This is a genomic window from Aureispira sp. CCB-QB1, assembly GCF_000724545.1.
Classification (GTDB): domain Bacteria; phylum Bacteroidota; class Bacteroidia; order Chitinophagales; family Saprospiraceae; genus Aureispira.
Window position 1 is genome coordinate 230938 of sequence record NZ_JHBV01000031.1, and the last position, 18500, is coordinate 249437.

The 18500-nt window shown below is 36.5% G+C and carries 18 protein-coding genes; 10 read left to right on the plus strand and 8 right to left on the minus strand.

Annotated elements, in window-relative coordinates; all coding sequences use genetic code 11:
- Window positions 1-171: 171 nt before the first annotated feature.
- The 5 genes from CG11_RS16930 to CG11_RS16950 form a co-directional block, all read right to left on the minus strand.
- Complete coding sequence (locus tag CG11_RS16930; RefSeq protein WP_052597989.1) at window positions 172-1236, minus strand: hypothetical protein; 1065 nt, start codon at window positions 1234-1236, stop codon at window positions 172-174.
- A 343-nt stretch (window positions 1237-1579) separates the two neighbouring features.
- A complete protein-coding gene (tpx, locus tag CG11_RS16935; RefSeq protein ID WP_052597990.1) occupies window positions 1580-2077 on the minus strand; it encodes a thiol peroxidase in 498 nt (165 codons plus the stop codon).
- 213 nt (window positions 2078-2290) lie between these two features.
- The gene (locus tag CG11_RS16940) at window positions 2291-2890 is read right to left on the minus strand and encodes a DNA-3-methyladenine glycosylase (RefSeq protein WP_052597991.1); all 600 of its coding nucleotides are present in this window, start codon (window positions 2888-2890) and stop codon (window positions 2291-2293) included.
- Between the two features lie 540 nt (window positions 2891-3430).
- A complete protein-coding gene (locus CG11_RS16945) occupies window positions 3431-3637 on the minus strand; it encodes a hypothetical protein (RefSeq protein WP_052597992.1) in 207 nt (68 codons plus the stop codon).
- A gap of 152 nt (window positions 3638-3789) precedes the next feature.
- Entirely contained in the window at window positions 3790-4983 is a 1194-nt protein-coding gene (locus CG11_RS16950) for an NADP-dependent malic enzyme (protein WP_052597993.1), read from the minus strand.
- Window positions 4984-5303: 320 nt separating this feature from the next.
- On the opposite strand from CG11_RS16950, the gene ovoA reads away from it, so the two are divergent.
- Window positions 5304-6650 (plus strand): 5-histidylcysteine sulfoxide synthase, encoded by a 1347-nt coding sequence (ovoA, locus tag CG11_RS16955; protein ID WP_052597994.1) that lies wholly within the window; start codon window positions 5304-5306, stop codon window positions 6648-6650.
- A gap of 163 nt (window positions 6651-6813) precedes the next feature.
- Here ovoA and CG11_RS16960 read toward each other — a convergent pair whose 3' ends face one another.
- Together CG11_RS16960 and CG11_RS16965 are read right to left on the minus strand one after the other, a co-directional pair.
- The gene (locus tag CG11_RS16960; protein ID WP_052597995.1) at window positions 6814-8364 is read right to left on the minus strand and encodes a peptide MFS transporter; all 1551 of its coding nucleotides are present in this window, start codon (window positions 8362-8364) and stop codon (window positions 6814-6816) included.
- A gap of 127 nt (window positions 8365-8491) precedes the next feature.
- On the minus strand, window positions 8492-9625 hold the full coding sequence (locus CG11_RS16965) for a hypothetical protein (protein WP_052597996.1): 1134 nt from the start codon (window positions 9623-9625) through the stop codon (window positions 8492-8494).
- A gap of 56 nt (window positions 9626-9681) precedes the next feature.
- Between CG11_RS16965 and CG11_RS16970 the strand changes: the two genes are divergently transcribed.
- Window positions 9682-10107: a hypothetical protein gene (locus tag CG11_RS16970; RefSeq protein WP_052597997.1), complete on the plus strand. Its 426-nt coding sequence runs from the start codon at window positions 9682-9684 to the stop codon at window positions 10105-10107.
- Window positions 10108-10320: 213 nt separating this feature from the next.
- On the opposite strand, the gene CG11_RS16975 is transcribed toward CG11_RS16970, so the two are convergent.
- Window positions 10321-12225, minus strand: coding sequence for an AAA domain-containing protein (locus tag CG11_RS16975; RefSeq protein ID WP_052597998.1), 1905 nt, complete (start codon window positions 12223-12225; stop codon window positions 10321-10323).
- A 724-nt stretch (window positions 12226-12949) separates the two neighbouring features.
- Here CG11_RS16975 and CG11_RS16980 point away from each other — a divergent pair.
- The 8 genes from CG11_RS16980 (at window position 12950) to CG11_RS17015 (ending at window position 18499) form a co-directional block, all read left to right on the plus strand.
- A complete protein-coding gene (locus CG11_RS16980) occupies window positions 12950-13639 on the plus strand; it encodes an ABC transporter permease (protein WP_231512809.1) in 690 nt (229 codons plus the stop codon).
- A 34-nt stretch (window positions 13640-13673) separates the two neighbouring features.
- The gene (locus CG11_RS16985; RefSeq protein ID WP_052597999.1) at window positions 13674-14441 is read left to right on the plus strand and encodes an ABC transporter ATP-binding protein; all 768 of its coding nucleotides are present in this window, start codon (window positions 13674-13676) and stop codon (window positions 14439-14441) included.
- 234 nt (window positions 14442-14675) lie between these two features.
- On the plus strand, window positions 14676-15059 hold the full coding sequence (locus tag CG11_RS16990) for a hypothetical protein (RefSeq protein ID WP_052598000.1): 384 nt from the start codon (window positions 14676-14678) through the stop codon (window positions 15057-15059).
- A 280-nt stretch (window positions 15060-15339) separates the two neighbouring features.
- Window positions 15340-15849: a hypothetical protein gene (locus tag CG11_RS16995; protein WP_052598001.1), complete on the plus strand. Its 510-nt coding sequence runs from the start codon at window positions 15340-15342 to the stop codon at window positions 15847-15849.
- Between the two features lie 140 nt (window positions 15850-15989).
- Complete coding sequence (locus tag CG11_RS17000) at window positions 15990-16409, plus strand: hypothetical protein (protein ID WP_052598002.1); 420 nt, start codon at window positions 15990-15992, stop codon at window positions 16407-16409.
- A gap of 22 nt (window positions 16410-16431) precedes the next feature.
- On the plus strand, window positions 16432-16944 hold the full coding sequence (locus CG11_RS17005) for a hypothetical protein (RefSeq protein WP_052598003.1): 513 nt from the start codon (window positions 16432-16434) through the stop codon (window positions 16942-16944).
- Between the two features lie 6 nt (window positions 16945-16950).
- Window positions 16951-17781 carry a GNAT family N-acetyltransferase gene (locus CG11_RS17010; protein ID WP_052598004.1) on the plus strand — a complete coding sequence of 277 codons (831 nt, stop codon included), beginning with the start codon at window positions 16951-16953 and terminating at the stop codon, window positions 17779-17781.
- Window positions 17782-17920: 139 nt separating this feature from the next.
- Window positions 17921-18499 (plus strand): uracil-DNA glycosylase family protein, encoded by a 579-nt coding sequence (locus tag CG11_RS17015; protein WP_052598005.1) that lies wholly within the window; start codon window positions 17921-17923, stop codon window positions 18497-18499.
- The last annotated feature ends 1 nt before the right edge of the window (window position 18500 follow it).

Here is an 18500-nt window from a genome sequence, read left to right on the forward strand (position 1 = left end):
AGGGGAATCAACGAAAGTGCTTAAGGATTGAGAGAAGGAACCAAGAGAAAGTGCACAAGGAGTTATTACCAAACCAAGCACACTCAGTCGGTACAGTATAAGTTCATACGATCTTATCAAAAAAAGATAACTTGGTTTGCAAGACAATAACCTATTTTACAGCTCTTGAAGCTATAACTTTTTATAACTAATTTTTCCTGTAATTCTTTTAGGTTTGGGCTTTCCTAGCATCAATGTCATGTGCAATCGCAAAATTTTGCCCATAGAGTTCATTCTTGAAAATTTATTGGTATTGTGATAAAGGTTTAAATCTTTGATGAGGGAACGACGCTTTTCTTTAGTGGATAAGGTGTCTTTGGACATACTATTGAGCAAGCGCTTGATTCGTTTTTGTGCGACTTGATACCTTTTTTTCATCAAAGTACGCTCTTCGTGTTTGTATTGGTTAACGGTTGTAGGATGCAGTGCCTCCATACAGAATTTAACGATTTTATAGTTTTCTTTATAAAATTGTGGCAAATAATGATTCTTGCGTCCTTCATAACAAACTTGATCAAAATCAATGGCACGAACCCTGTACTGTTCCTTGTCAAAGTCAGGTGTTACATCAACCACATAATTATAAGAACGCATATCACCCAATAACATGACAAAACATCGCTCGTTAAATTTCACAAACTCCTTAGCAGCATATCCCTTTAAAAAAGAAGGCGTTTCTATATAGTAATCCAGAAAAGAATCACCAGGAATTCCAGGAATGTGTTCTTCAACCAAGGTGTTTTTGTCGACAATAAAATCTAAACGATTGGGACTCAGAATATGCTCTAACTCCAGACCATATACTCGTGATGCATCTGCCTTTTTGATATAGAAGTAATCGTGGTTGTCGTTTAACGTATTTACGATACGAATTCGGAATGGTTTTGAATTTCCAAACAGACAGTAATCAATTCGGCTGACTCGAAGATGTTCGATTACAGACATATTTCCATCTGTTTTGAGCTTTCCATAAATATAGGTCAAAGCTGCTTCGATTTCATCTTGAAAGGTAGGGTGGTACAACACGGATTCCCAAAGGGTGTCGTTTCCTTTGTTATCGTAGATAGCAGCCGACTCAAACCAATTGGTTAAATCATTATAAGAAATAGGTAAATCAGTCGCTCGATCATAATCTTCTAAGTATTTTCGTAGATTTTCAGAAATAGGAAAACTAGGTTTCTTTTTAGAGATATGCATAGAACGTAAGAATGGTTTTTGATGGTTGGATAGCGTATTTTTCGAATACTAATCCGATAATAAATGTTACAAAGATAAAGGAAAGCGATAGGAAATCGTAATAAATTTTATCGTTTTTGGGTTAAGTGCTTGATTGTTTGGTTCAATAACTACGAAATATTTCAAGAAAAAATGCTTCAGAATATTCTGATAAAAGAACTAATAAGCAGGAAATGCCAGTGGCTTTTCGTTCGTTTTAGAGCAAACAAAAGGCTGCCTGACTTATTTTCAGACAGCCTCCCAAATTTAGTAGCTTTTGTTAATTTTTCTTTTGCATCTTGCTTCGAAAAGCATATGAATGTGGCTACAAAGCAGCTAAAGCAGCCTCGTAGTTAGGTTCTTGAACAATGTCTGGTACCAACTCTGTATACGTAACAGTTCCTTCTTCATCCAACACGATAACTACTCTTGCAGATAAATCGTGTAAAGGTCCATCTGTCATCAATAGACCATAATCTTTAGAAAAAGAACCAGTCGCATAATCAGATAAGTTGATTACATTTTCAATTCCTTCTGCTCCACAAAAACGATTTTGAGCAAATGGTAAATCTCTTGAAATACACAATACTTTAGTGTTTTCTAGACCTGCTGCTTTCTCATTGAATTTTTTAACAGACATTGCACAAATTCCTGTATCTACACTAGGGAAAATGTTTAAAACAACTTTGGAGCCTTTAAAATCAGCTAAAGTAGCCTTAGCTAAATCTCCTTTTACTAGATTAAAATCTGGAGCTTTCGTACCTACAGAAGGAATCTCGCCAGAAGTTTGAACAGGATCCCCTTTAAATGTAATTGTTGCCATTGGTTTATTTTTATAGTTATTATGTTTAATTGATAGTATTAGAATGGTAAATTAAACAACTCTTGTTTTGTGTTTGTGTCTATCTAACAGAAATAAAAGTAAATAGTTTTTTAGAATTTTAATAACAATAGGACTTCAAAACATTAGCCTGCTCAAATCATACCATAGCAGTATAATCCTTAGGCGGACTATTATCAAACCAGAACGGTTGTTTTATTGATCTTTCCACCGCCATAGATATAGACAAGCCGTTGTGCGATAAGGGCTCCATGGTGCTGCGATCTCTTTCATTTTGGTAATAAGTGCTTTGCCTGTTTCTTCTATACCATACAACTCTTGCATAGCTTGTTGAATCCCTAAGTCGGCAGTAGGAAGAACATCAGGGCGTTGCAATGTAAACATCAAAATCATTTGAACAGTCCAGACTCCAACTCCTTTAATTTGCGTTAAAAATGCAATAATCTGTTCGTCAGAATAGGTACTCCAGTCAATTTTGTCTAGGTGATGTTGCTGGGCAAAGGTAGCAATATTATGCATATAGCCTGCTTTTTGTTTGGATAAGCCAACCGCTCGTAAATCGTCTACATTAGTAGTTATAATCAGAGTAGGATCAGGCGTTGTACTATCGAATAAATCGACAAAGCGTCTATAAATAGTTGCAGCAGCTTTTACAGAGAGTTGTTGTGAAATAATAGACCGCAATAGACTGCCATAAACGGTTGTTTCGGGCTTATGTTCGGGCAATTGAAACCGTTCAATTGCTTTTTTTAATAGAGGATCGTTGGATAAATGTTGAAGGATTTTTTTGTCCATGTTAATTGGTGTGTTTGGTTTGGTTATGAACTAGTGATGGATGAATTACCCAAGGTTAGTTATACAGTTGTTTAACTCATTACTCCGTTGAAAAAACGCATTAGTTTAGCTGCGCTGCTACTTCGTGGTACTTCGTGAGCGCTACGCTTTTAGTTAGTTTTGTTGCCACTACGTGGTATTGCATAAGTACTTCGCAGTTGATTATTAGCAAGATATATTTCTGTTGGTCTTTATGTTAAAAGACTGATAATTAAATTAGTGCAAGGTGGTTTTTATGTTTTTTGTAGAAAAACTAAAAAACTAAGCTTGCCGAGTAGGCTTGTGCTAGTAGCACAAAAGCCCAAGTTCATGACCAGAGGGAACTAGCCTTGCGCTCTCATGAGCGAACCGAGCATAGCGAGCTCACGACCGTAGGGAGTAACAAAGCGAATAATAATCAACGAAGTATTATTAACTATCAAAAAGGACAGGATGCTAAGATGAAAAAAATCCAACAAAAAGTCATTGCTTTGTGTTGGATTTTTGAGACTCAATATCAACTTAAAACGGTTGATTGTTTTCTTTTTTGGCTAAAGCGTATATGTCTTGCGTTGTATTTTTATCAAAATCGACGGCACCAAGATTACGCTTACCATACCAACTTCCATTTCCTCGACAACCCTTGCGTTTTTTGTACGGGCTACTTCCACAAGAAGCTAATGTGGATACTACTAGAACGATAACACAGAGTAGGGACAAATTTTTCATAATTTAAGTTTAAGTAGGATTATTTAAAATAACTCATTACTACTATAACGATAAAAAAATAAAAATGTAACCTAAAGTGTTATAAATTAGGTTTTTAATGCCTTATAAGTCTATGCAAGAAAGTGGCAGTTTTTTACTTGTAACAGTTTTATTTATTGAGTTTGTTCCATGTCTTTTAGCGCTGCTTCCTTGACGGCTTTAGCTACCTTATAGGCGACGATTTCATCAAGCGCAGGAGGAATAATCATATCCTTGGATGGACTGGAAATGCTTTCCGCAATAGCATAAGCTGCAGCTAATTTCATATTGGGCGTAATTTGCTTAGCACGGGCATCTAAAGCCCCTCTGAAAATCCCAGGAAAACCTAAAACATTATTAACTTGGTTGGGCAAATCACTACGCCCTGTCCCAACAATAGCAGCGCCTCCTTTGTAGGCTTCTTCAGGCATAATTTCAGGAGTAGGGTTGGCTAATGCAAAAATAATAGCATCTTTTGCCATTGTTTGTACATCCTCTTTGGTAAGTAAATTTCCCATACTCACACCAATAAAGACATCGGCGCCAACCAAAGCATCCTTCAAAGAGCCTTTTTTGTGATTTAGGTTGGTAAAACCTAAGGCTTGCTTTTTAGCATCATTTAAGTTGTCTCTGTCTTTATGGACAATCCCTTTGCTGTCGCAAATGATCATATCTTTAACAGGAATACACAGGCTATTGTCTGCTCCGTGGTCTACACAACGCAACAATTTAGCAATAGCAATACCTGCTGCCCCCGCACCATTAATAACAACCGACAAATCTTCCAAGCGTTTTCCAACTAGTTTAGCAGCATTGATTAAGGCTCCTAAAACGACGATTGCCGTTCCGTGTTGATCGTCATGAAATACAGGAATGCCTAAGTCTTGTAGGCGTTCTTCTACTTCAAAGCTTCTTGGTGCTGCGATGTCTTCTAAATTGACACCACCAAAAACAGGAGCAATACGGCGTACTGTTTCTACAATTTCGTCTACATTTTGTGTATCTAGACAAATTGGGAAGGCGTTGATTCTTCCAAAACGACGAAATAGCATTGCTTTTCCTTCCATAACAGGAATAGAAGCTTCTGCCCCCAAGTTGCCGAGTCCTAAAACGGCAGACCCATCTGTGACGATTGCAACAGAGTTACTCTTCATGGTGTAATCCCAGACAGATTCTGGATTTTTTTGTATTTCTAGACATGGAGCTGCAACGCCAGGAGAATAAACTAATGAAAGGTGTTCTTGCGTACGCACGTCCATTTTGTTACGAATGCCAATTTTTCCTTTCAAGTAACGATGCAAATGAAGAGATTCTTCGAAATAATCCATAATTGTAAGTAGTTTTTTTGGTTAAATTAACAGGTTTTGGTGCTTAGTATTTGAACAAGAGCCTTTTATTATTGGTTGTAACTGTCATACTTGCGATTACAACCCTAGAGAGCTCTAACAAAGAAAATAAACTAAAAAGAAAAACATAGTTTACTTTATATTTAACAAACGTAGATTAAAATGTCCAATTTGCAAAACAAAAAGTCATTATATCTCTTTTAAGAGTTTAAAAGCTTGGCTTTTTTTATAGATATTGCATATTTTTATAATATATAAAAAAATTTATTTCTATTTCCACCCAACCTAACAAAATAAGAACTATGATTACTCCAGTTACAAGCTTGCAAGAGCAGAATATGCCCATTTTATTGAGTGCAGTTACCCAATCAGATGTACTGAGATATTTCCGTCACTCTTGGTCTATTTACGAATGGTTATTTAGCGCTATTCGATCTGACGAAACGTATTATGAAGCTCCAGACCCATTGCGGAATCCTTTGATCTTTTATTGGGGGCATACAGCCGCTTTTTACATTAATAAACTATTGATGGCAGGTTTGATTGATGAAGGTGTTGATGAAGCATATGAAGTTTTATTTGCCAAAGGAGTTGACCCTAATTTGCCAGAACACTTAGAAGTACATGACTTGTGGCCAACTCTAGAATCGGTGACTAAGTATAGAGCAAAAGTAAAAGAAGTGGTAGAAAATTGCATTCAATCCTATTCCTTTCCAACCACCATTACAGACCAAGATCCTTTGTGGGCGTTGTTAATGGGAATAGAACACGATAGAATTCATTTTGAGACATCCTCGGTTTTGATTCGGCAATTGCCTATCAGCAAGGTACAGCGCCCAATCAACTGGACCTATGCTCCAAGTCAAGGAAAGAGTCCCATCAATTCTATGATTCAGGTAGAGGCTACCAAGGTAGTTATAGGGAAACAACAAGAGGAATCTATTTTTGGGTGGGATAATGAATACGGGCAACTTGTGCAAGAGGTTGCTTCTTTTGAAGCCAGTAAAAATTTAATTACCAATGAAGATTATTTAGAATTTTATAATAGTGGAGCTTATCATGAGGCGGCATATTGGACAGCAGAGGGTTGGGCTTGGAAAGAACGGACGGCTACTAAGCATCCGAAATTTTGGGTTGCTTCAGTAGATGGCTTTGAATATAGAGCTATGTTTGATGTTTTGCCGATGCCTTTAGATTATCCTGTTGAAGTCAATGCTCACGAAGCTTGGGCGTATTGTAAGTGGAAAGGCAATGGATATCGATTAATGACAGAAGCAGAGTTTCATGCCATAACTCAGAATGAAATGCAAACAACCGACTGTGCTTTTGAGACTTGTTATAATATCAATCTAAAATATGGCTCTCCTAATCCTGTGGGAAGCTTAAAAACAGGACAAACTTCGCTAGGATTTAACGATGTGTTTGGAAATGTTTGGGATTGGCTACAAGATGATTTTTATCCCTTACCTAGTTTTAAAACTCATTATTTATACGAGGACTTTTCGGCTCCTTATTTTGACGATCAGCACAGTATGCTACTAGGAGGAGCTTGGGCAACAACAGGAACAGGTGCTTCTAAGTACTATCGCTTGTGGTTTAGAAAGCATTTTTATCAACATGCTGGTTTTCGTATAGCTCGAAGTTTGTAATTTTGTATTTGCATCAACTTTTCTTGCGTTGAAAATGTCTAAAAAGAACGCTTATTTTTTCTAGATAAATAAAGAGGAAGCAGCTATTCTACTAGGGTATAGAATAGCTAAGCTTCTTCTTAACAATAGTTAGCAGCGTAGCTAGCTACTATCTTAAAGCAAACTATCTATTTTCAAGATGCATCAATCGAGTCATTATAGGAGCGAGCAATAGGGCTAAGCATCCAATGCTTAGTGTAATTATTCCAAAACTTACATAGACGGAGACATAAGCGTACAACTGTTCAAAAGCAGGACCTTTGTGAATGGCAATATCTTGTGTTAAACCTGTAATGAGTTTTATAGCAGATCCGAAAGTATCGAACAGATTATTGGATGCGCCATTACTAACTGTGAGTTGGGCAACTTTGCCAGCGAAATAATGGCCATAAAAATAAGAAGAAAACCAAACGCCCATAATAAAGGAAATGTATTGTTTAGGAGAGAGTTCGGTTACCTTAGATAAGCCTATTGGAGATAAAAAAAGTTCTCCTACAGTTAAGACAAAATAACCGATAATAAGATAGATCATAGAGGTTTGTGCCAAGGCATCTGCACTAATAGCAGAACGACCAAAAATAATAGCTGCTAGCCCTAACAAAATAAGCCCAAAACTAAACTTAAATGGAGCTGCTGGATTTTTGCCAATGCGACTCAACCACGCCCAAAGCATTGAAAAAGGAATGGCTAGTAGAACAATAAAAGTGGCGTTAATGCTATTGGTTTGTGCGGCATTGATGCCTATGAGATGTACATTTCTATCGGCAAATAGAACTAGCGAGCTACCTGTTTGCTCAAATAAAGCTGCAAAAAGAGTAGAGAGCAAAGTAAAGTAAATGACAACAATTAATCTACCTCGTTCTATCGTACTAACTTTGCTTAAAATAAACAAAATGTATAGAATCAAAAAGGCACTAGCTAGTAGAATTAAGTAATGCTCATACTCATGAAAGAAGATGATAGCAGCAAAAATAGGAGTGGTTAAAACAGCGCCAATTGCTACCCATTGTCCTTGATTGAGCCCTGCTATTTTTTGATGGTAACGAGTTGCATTAGGGAGTTGTCCTGCTGCTCCAAAAACATTGCTTTTAAGACCTTGTTGAAAGAAAGCCAGACCTAGCAACATGCCGAAGCCTGCTAACATAAAACCATAGTGCCAACCATATAGAGCTGCGATCCAAGCGCAAATCAAAGGGGCTATTGCTGCTCCCAAATTAATTCCCAAATAAAAGATGGTGAAACCTGCGTCTCGTTGGTGCGGATTGTCTTTGTATAAGGCGCCAACAAACGAGGATATATTGGGTTTGAAGAAACCATTCCCTAAAATAATTAAGGCCAATGAGCCATAGAAAAAAATGGGCGTTTCAAAAGACAACAAGAAATGTCCTAATGCCATTAGGATTCCCCCCAATAGAATAGATTTTCGATAACCCAAAATCTTATCTGCCAAAATACCTCCCCATAGTGGAGTGATGTAGACAAGTGACATATAAGCAGACAAAATACCAAAAGATGCTTCATCTGTATAAAGCAAATGTTGGGTCATATAGAGCAATAACAGAGCTTTCATTCCGTAGAAAGAAAACCGTTCCCATAGTTCTGCAAAAAATAAGTAAAATAATCCCTTGGGATGTCCAAATAAAGTGGCGGTTGAAGCTGTTTTTGAGGCTTTCATAAAATGCGTTGAATGTTAACAAAAAATGATTCAAACGCAAAATGGACGAAAGGCACCAAATCTCCATGACTTGTTTCAAAGTATAGCAAAAAATAGCTATTGGATACTATTTGATATTGAATAACAATTAATTACAAATTGAGTTATAGCTTTGGTTATCAGGTGATTTTAAGAATTCGTTTAAAAGGGATTTTTCTACAGTAATGTGTTCTGGCAAAACACGAAGTCGATACTGACCATTGCCTATAAAGGTGAAAATATCTCGTCGTTCTAATTTCTGATGTTCTTGTAAATGGAGAATGTCGTTACAATTTTCGATAATTCTACTCAGGTAAGTTTGATTTTTTAGCTCGCCTGCTCCCCCTACTACAATACACTGTTCTTGACCTTCGCCCCATTTTCTACGAAGGGCAAATTTAAATAGATTTTTGTATTGAGTTGTTTTGGAACCGAAGTCAATGACTTGGTCGTAAATTTCCTTGGATGGAATGCTGATTTTTACCAAGGACCAGTCTAAGAATTGTAAGGTCATTTCATTGGGACGAGGGGTGCTGGCTAATTCAATTACCCAACTCGTTGCCAGAACTAAGAATATAGAAATTAAAGAAGTTTTGGCAATGATTTTTATGAGCTTATTCGTAAACCCATTATCTAATTCTGTAAACACTTCAGGAAGCTGAGCGATAAACATTAACAGCACTGCCATGACAGCAATATAGGCAACTACTTTCAAGTCTCGATCAATAAATGTTTTGTATAAAGAGTAAGAAAGTAGGCAGCATAAAAAACTAGAAAGTAATAAATCTGGTATTCCTGCTATATGTATGGAGTTTTGGTTAGGTGGAATCCATAAATTAAGACCAATTGTTAATAAACTAACCAATAGAATTAGACCAATAATTTTACTAATATTTTTCTCATTATTATAAATAAAATTGGGGGCATGAGAGAAATAAAAGAGTGCCAAAAGCAAGAACAAGTTGTTTAAGGTTGAAAATAGGCTTACGCCTAGTAGGTAGGTGGTAGTTTGACTAAAACTCCAATGTGTCCCCAAATACCCCCATGTTCCTGAGCCTACCCAAACAAATAGTGCCAAGCTCAAATAAACCAAACCTTTGTCAATTCTTAACAGAGAATCGTCTTCTTCCAAACGATTGTTGAAGCGTTTACGGATGTTGTACCAGATTGCTAGCAATAAAATAGCTCCAATAAAAGCAATGGATAAATGAGCAAGGGTATGGAATATTGCCACTTCTTTCATATAATTGTTAGACAGCTTGTTTTGAATATTGGAGAGTAAATACAAAATTATAAACAATGTCCGATAAATATAAGAAGAATCCTTTACTTGATGAACATTTGGTGGATATACCCGATGAGCGATCTATTTTAGATAAATATCTTTGGATTAGGGGAGTAGCCTTGCTGGTCTTATGTACGCTAATTGGATGGATCAGTGTGCTGTTTCGCCCTTATTTTCAAAATGGTGTTCATATAGAAGCAATTGTCTCCTTGGTGATGGTAGCAACAATTAATTTAGGTTTGCTGGTGTATATAATACGTCAAAAACGCAAACAATATAAATTGGCGTATCTCATTGGTACGACCGCAATTTGGCTAGGTTATACCATAGGATGGGCGTTGGGTTTAGGACATCTTTGGGAAGATGTTTTGGTAATGAATACCATCGGCGCACTAGCAGGCTTGGGAATTGGACAATTTGTCTTTTATTATAGACAATAATACTCCGTTGCTTTTTTACGTTTTTCTACGAAAAACGTAAAAAAGCATCTTGTATTAGTTTGATTACCAGTCTTTTAGTGTAAAGGTTGGTGAGGTTCATCTTGCTGATAATCAAACTAATACGATTTTTCAACGGAGTAATGACACAACAAAAAGGCTACTATTGGTTTGGCTATTAACCTGCTTGCTGCACTATAATTAATTTTAACCAATCTATTGCCAATCCCAAGCTGAGCCATAGGCTCCTTGTGCATCGACATAGTCCAAGAAATTACTATAAAAAGTGTCGCTGGCTAAAGTCGCACTATCTCCAATAACAATTAACTTTTTCTTAGCTCTGGTCATGGCTACATTCATTCGGCGAGTATCTTTTAAAAAGCCGATTTCTCCCATATCGTTCGAGCGAACCATTGAAATATAAATAACGTCTCGTTCTTGTCCTTGAAAAGCATCAATTGTGTTAACTTCAATATCGGCATCAGGAAAATGATCAAAGTCTTTGACAATCGCATCTTGAATCGAAATAACTTGTTCTCGATAGGGCGAAATAATGCCAATAGAAATCGGCTGGTTTCCTGTAATCACTAGCAGGTTGTCTAAATGCTGCCGCAAGACAAAGTACTCTTCTGGATTATAATAACTCTGAGATTCGGGGTTGACTTTTTCTTCAAAACCACATCCTGCGGTATCTATAAATTCTAAGGGGGGACTGGGAGTACCATCCGAAAATTGTAGTTGCCAAGTAGCAACCGCATCGTCGGATTGCAATTGTCCATCATAAAATTGCTCATTAGAAAACCCCATAATGGTATTGTGCATTCTATATTGAGTATCTAATAAATTGACAACGTCTAAACGTTGAACCCCTTTTTCTAGCAGCGTTACATTAAAGCCATTTTTAGCAGCAGCACTACTTTTGACAGTTGGAGGCAATTGAAATGGATCGCCAGCAAAGACAACTTTGTTGGCTTTGCAGATTGGAATCCAAGTAGCAGGCTCTAAGGCTTGTGCTGCCTCGTCAATTATTACGGTATTAAATGTCATTTTCTCGATGTGTCGCCCAACTGCCCCTACCAAGGTGCTACAAATGACGTCCGCTTCACGCAAGGTTTTGTCAATAATATAGTCTTCAAGCATCTTGGCTTGATACATTAAATCCTTGGCCTCTCTATAATTGTCTCGGCGATCTTGGCGTTCTTTGGCACCAAACTTTCGTTTAAATTTCTCCGCATCTCTTCGCATTTTAGCAGCTTCAATCTTCATTTTTTTGACCTCTTGTATTTCAGGAAGCCGTTGAAGAATACCTTCCATTGTGTGTTCTAAGAGGCTTTCATCAACTCTAGAGATATTACCAATACGAACGACATTTAGCCCTACGCTGGCTAATTTTTCGGTTAACAAATCAGTAGCTGAATTAGAAGGGGCGCAAACTAAAATAGGCGACTCACGTTTGACCAACTGTTGAATGGCCGCAACTAAAGTGGTTGTTTTTCCTGTACCTGGAGGACCATGAATAATGGCAACATCTTCTGCTGCTAAGATCGTTTGCACGGCTGCATTTTGAGAAGCATTTAGTTTGGGTATTTCAAAGGGATGATGCTCTTTGTCAAAACGGGCTGGCTGTTTGCCTAATAAAATCTCTCGCAATTCTGCTAGTCGATCATTCTTGGCTGCTTTTACTGTTTTAACAGCACGCTCCATTTCTTGATAACTGCGTTCATCAAAATTGAGTTGAATACCAATTTTACCACCCAAAACCCAACGAGGCAATTGCGTCCCGTACAAAATAATTTTCATACGATTACCCTTGATAAAATAAATGACTCCTTTTTCCTCTACATTATTATCCAGTACCTTTTCGGAAAAAATACTGACCACTTGTCCAGAGCGGAATTTATGCGCTTTGTCCAAGTGCTTGACTCGTTCTACAATAATAAAAGGATGTTCCCCTAAACTCCATCCTGAGCTTTCAACTTGTACAGGATACCAACAAGCACCTTTTTGAATACGTTGCTGGATGCTCAATTCTCGGAGCAGTTGGTCAAATTGACGGCTTTCCTCTTCTTTTTCTTGTTGTAATAATTGGAGTAAATGATCTAATTCTTCTTGCGTTGTCATAAGATGGTAACGATGCTCTAAAATATAGAGTTTGGTAATAAATCTTTGATATCTAAAAAGCCGAAGTTAAAGAGAAAAGTAGACTTATTGTGCTTGAATAGCTTATTGATTTTTTAGTTTTTGGCTTGTAAGGGGGGAAGAGGATCAGTTTTAGTTATTAAGAAATATAAAAAACTAGCTTGATAAGTACTTAAAGGGCAAAATAATACAAGAACTTTTGAGAGCAGGTGTTTAAATCCTCGAGGGGAGATGATTGGACCTTGTTTGTAAATACACAGGTATTTTACAAGTAAATTCAGGATACCTCAACAAATAGTGAAATTAAGCTGTTAGGTTTTATAGATTCTTTTTTATGAAAGAGTATATTGTGGTCTATTTGCAAATGATAAGAATGATTATGAACTCTATTATTATAGAATCTCTGTTTTGTGATAATTGTTCGCCTACAAAATTGAATGCCACATTAAATCAAGAAAAATAAATATAAACAGAGATTAACATACAGAGACGTAAATAAGAGTTTTATAATAGAAAATAAGCATTTTTCTTAGAAAAGTGCAAGTTTTGTTGCAACTTAACAAGTTGATAGGTGGATTGTAATTTATTACATGTATAGAGGCAAGAAATCTATCCACAAATGAAATAAGAAGTTTTATCTAACGAAAATACTAGAACATTGAATTTGTTTTTCCATTTTGGTCGTTATATACTATTTATCAAGAATATGTTTTCTCGACCAGAGAAAGTATCCATGTATTGGAAAGAGACGACCCGACAGATGATCGATATCGGAATTGGGTCATTGGTTATTGTTGGTTTGGTTTCCGTTTTTATTGGCGCTGTAACAGCCATACAGTTTGCTTATCAATTAGGCGGTTCTTCGATTCCTAAATATTACATTGGTTATATTGTGCGGGATATCATGATTATCGAATTAGCACCAACATTTACCTGTTTAGCATTGGCGGGAAAAGTCGGTTCTAATATTGCCGCCGAGTTAGGAGGGATGCGCCAAAAAGAGCAAATTGATGCGCTAGAAGTTATGGGAGTAGATACAACTGCTTATTTGGTCATGCCTAAAATAATAGCTGCGGTTACAGTGATTCCAATGTTGGTGGTATTGTCTGCTTTTATGGGAATGGCTGGAGGTTATGTGGCGTGTACGGTTGGTAATTTAGTATCAGAAGCTGAATTTATGCAGGGGTTAAGAGCATTCTTTGATCCGTATAATATTTGGATGATGGAAATCAAGGCATTGGTTTTTGCCTTTTTATTAACCTCTATCTCTTGTTATCAAGGTTTCTTTGTAACAGGCGGTAGTATTGAGCTAGGGCGAGCAAGTACCAGTGCCGTAGTAATTAGTAATATTCTAATTCTATTGGCAGATTATGTCTTGGCATTGCTCTTAACTTAATCATTAAAATAGGTTTAAAATTTAGATATTTAGCATGATTCGTATTGAAGATATTAAAAAGCAATTTGGTGACCAGAAGGTTTTGAAGGGAGTCTCTACTGTATTTGAGCATGGTAAAACCAATTTGATTATAGGTAAATCGGGTGCAGGAAAAACTGTTATGCTCAAAATTTTGGTGGGATTGATCCAGCCAACCTCTGGAACCGTTTGGTATGGAGATACTAATTTTACGGCACTAACAACCAAACAAAGAAAGGCAATTCGGACAGAAATGGGAATGCTTTTTCAAGGATCTGCTTTGTTTGACTCTATGACTGTAGAAGAAAACGTGCGCTTCCCATTGGATATGTTTACTAAGTTGACTAAAAAAGAAAAACAAAAAAAAGTAGATCAAACGCTTGAACGGGTAGAGTTAAAAGGAAGTAATAATAAATATCCTTCGGAGGTAAGTGGTGGAATGCAGAAGCGTGTTGGTATCGCCCGTGCAATTATATTAGACCCTAAGTATTTGTTCTGTGATGAACCTAACTCTGGTCTAGACCCTACAACCTCAATGAAAATAGATGAACTAATTCGCAATATTACCAAAGAAAACAAAATTACAACTGTGATCAATACACATGATATGAATTCGGTGATGGAAATAGGAGACAATATTAACCTACTGCATCTAGGAGAATTAGCATGGGTAGGAACTCGGCACGAAGTGATGACGAGCGAAAATGAATTATTGCAAGATTTTATATTTGCTTCGCCATTTTTACAGCGATTACGAGATGCTGCCACCAATAAGAATGCATAATTAAAAAAGGCATACCTTAGCTTCTAAAAGGCTTTTAAAGCTTATTTTTTGTATTGTTTCAAGTGTTTTTTTCAAAACGATACCTTTTTCCATTTTGGAAAAGGTTGTTCTTTTTTGGGGTTTTGTTGGAAATTTGTAATCTATAATATGTTGATTTTTAGAATTTTGTGCTTTGGGAATGATTTTTTCTTTATTAGAGATAAATCCCCTGTATATTACTAAATATCCCTTACAATGAATACAAAATTTCGGATACTCGTTATATTCTCTCTTGTATTGTCTGTTGTTTTTTCAACAACAAAAATCTACGCCAATACTCCAACGACAACGCCAACTACCTCTGTTTCAGAGGATAAAACAACGCTTCGTTTTATTGTTTATTATAGTGGTGATCTATCTCCCGTATTAAATGACAAAGATAGCTACATGAAGACCTTTATGGATGTGTATAATCTAACATTAATTAGCACATTCAAAATAGATGAGACCAACAGTGGTTTTACCTTGGAGGCAAAAGAAGCACTTGATTTTCCAACCGAAGTCGCTAGAGAAATCTCATTGATTACAAATGTTTTGATGGTAGAAGTAACACGTGTTCCTACCACAAGAGAAAGTTAATCTTTGACCCATTATCGACAATAGCATACTTAATTTCTCGAAAATACTTCTTTTCTAGAGGTAATACTAGATGCTTTTTTTTCATAGAATGCCATGCATTCTATCTAATTCATTTCTCTATTTAGACAGACACTAAAAATTATTCGTCTGTAGGTAATCCAAAGCAATCGTATCATCAAAATTGGCAAAAATCAAAAGTAGAGTGTTTTAGTATGAGAACTTTTGGACGATGACTTCTTTCTAGTAGATAGGATGTAAATGACCTCCAAAAATAAAAGCAATGAAATACTATTTACCAACCTCCCTTTTTTTTCTGTGTATTCTATTTTTTTATAGCTGTGATTCTACGCCTCCGACTAATCCAAATCCTAAGGAGCTAGGAGTAGTATTTCCAGATGCGTCGTATACTAGCGTTATTGCTTACCATTTTGAAGATTTGGAAGGCAATCCAATTATTAGCAAAGAGGGAATACTAAACCCTACCATCAAAAAAGAAAAGGTATTGTCTGAGGAAGAAATTCAAGTTTTTCTAAAGACAATTAATGATCCTAAAACTTATGGCGGGCTTTATACAAGGTGTTTTAAACCGAGATTAGGGCTTGTGTTTTACAACGAAGATAAAGCAGTTGCTCATATTAGTATCTGTTTTGAATGCTCTCAGCAGATGGCTTTTCCTCAAATAAAAGCTTATGCCAAAGCTCCTCAAGGAGAACATGGTTATAGTGAAGCTGGCTTTCGGAAGTTAACTAGTTTTTGCCATGAATTGGGCTTTGGTCAATGTGGAGAATAAAGAATGGTTATTCTTTACTCCTTGAAAATTAGTTTACTTATAGGTCTATTCTTATAACTTCCCTTTCTCTTTTTCGTATAAATGTCTGCCAAATTGACTTCTACAATATACCTGACAGTAGGAAACAAAATTTATAATGGATGAAGGACTTTTTTTACACCATATTTCTAATCTGTATATCGATAACCTCTGTACAGGCGCAAAATACAAGCTACAAAAGCTACGAAAACACCCTTGACTCTTTTGCCAAAGCATCGGTAAACAATCTTAGCTTTCAAAATGGGATTTATATTTTTATAGAAAAGCCAGAAAGTGATGAAGATGCTTTATACAAAGGGTTTAGAGTGACACATACTGATGGGGAATACAATGGAGGGTGGGAGATATTAGCTGCAAAAGATATTGTAATCAAAGAGAAAATCCCATTGCATTTTAGAGCTGTTTTATATTTGTTTAAAAATAAACAATATATTGCATTGTATAAAGAGGATTCAAACAACAAGTATTATTTTAGAATCTTTAAAGCTGTTTACTCCTCTCCGCGAAGTACTACCCCATAACAACAGTTTAAATTTTAACAATATGCGCCACCAATTAATTCTATTGTTCTATGGACTTGTTATCATTAGCTCGCTGGTAGGAGCTTATATTTTTATTGGTTATCATACAACCAAACAAACTGATTTTACAACCAAAGAGGGAGTTGTACAAGGTGTCTTAATGATATCTAAGGACGAATATGGGGAAGATGTTGGCTTGCGTTTTAGGTTAGAGGATAGCGATGTAGAATATGTTCTGGCGGGGAAGCTTTTGGAAATTACGCACCCAGATATTCACCAGTTAAAAGAAGGAGATTCTATTCGGGTTTGGGTAAAAACAGTGGCAGCACAGAATTACTTGGATAAATCTATGGCACATATGAATGCCATTTGGGGGATTCAACGTCTGACAGATGGGCTAATTTTATTGGCTTTGGAGGATGCTATTCATCAACGAAGTGGGCTGCAATATTTGGGTTTTGTCGTGCTATTTATTTTAACAGCGAGTGTTTTTTCTTTCTTTTTTTATCGAAAAGTCAAATTGCATAAAAAGTAACTAAGGATGGAAATAAGAGATTTGAGTAACTGCTCATTAGAAGAAATTGTTTTTGCTATGTTGATGGCGTTTGAGGAGTATTTTTTAAAAATGCCTTCTGATACAACTTATTGGAAACATCGCTATCAGGCGGCTAGAGTAGACTGGACGTGTTCTTTCGGGATGTTTGACCAAGGAGAGTTAATTGCTTTTATTATTAACGGAATTGATGAAAGGGGGACTCATAGAGTGGCGTTTAATACAGGAACAGGGGTGATAAAAAAATACCGTGGTCAGAAAATAGTTGACCAACTGTATGCTTATGCTTTTCCTATCTTGCAACAAAAAGGGGTAACTTGTTGTGCACTGGAAGTTATTCAAGAAAACAGCCGTGCCATTCGAGTGTATGAACGAATCGGCTTTTCGATTACAAAGGAGTACCTCTGTTTTACAGGAAAATTGGAGGTTTCAAATTATGAAACAACAATCCATAAAATTGATTTTGAAAAAATTACCAATCCACAAGCTAATTGGTATGCTTGGGACAATTCCAATAGAGCAATACAATTGAGTTCAAAGGGCACTTATACCTGTTACGAGGTTTTTTCTTTGGCTAAAGAAAAAATTGGCTTTTTTGTTATCAATGAACAATCTGGAAATTTACCTCAATTTGAGATTTATAAAACGAATCAACAAGAGGATTGGCAACTTCTTTTTGATGGCATCGCTCAAGTAAGTAGAACAATTAGGACTATTAATATTGATGCTAAACGAACGGATATATTGCAAACCTTGCGTTACTTAGGCATGGAGAATAGCATTAACCAATATGAAATGGAGCTAAAAATGAAACCATAGTGATTGCTAGTAATAAAGAGAGAACCAGTATGGTATCTTATTGAAATCATTACTCCGTTATAAAATCGTAGTAGCACCGTAGGTAACTAAGCGAAGCGATCTCATAAAATAATCAACGGAGTATTATGGAATAGTATGTATGGAAAAAATATTAAAGGAAATAAAGGAGTGTGCTGTTTGTAAAGAATATTTAGACTTAGGACCTAATCCAGTAGTAGTAGCAAATCCAAAAAGTAAGATCTTAATAGTCGGACAAGCCCCTGGGAAAAGAGTGCATGAGTCAGGTATTCCGTGGGATGACCCTAGTGGAGTGCAATTGAGAAAGTGGATGGGAGTAGATGAAAGTGTGTTTTATGATGCAACCCGTATCGCTATTGTACCGATGGGGTTTTGTTATCCAGGAAAAGGAAAGACAGGAGATTTACCACCTAGACCAGAATGTGCCCCGTTATGGCATCAGGCACTATTAGAGCAAATGCCATCTGTAGAGTTGACCTTGTTAATTGGACAGTATGCGCAGAAATATTATTTGGGAAATGCAAAAAAGAAAAATTTAACGGAAACAGTGAAAAACTACAAGGCATACTTGCCAACTCAAATTCCGTTGCCGCATCCATCTCCTAGAAATCGATTTTGGTTGTCTAAAAATCCTTGGTTTCAAGAATCTGTCGTTCCTGAATTACAAAAAAGAATAAGGATGCACCTTGACCAAGATTGAT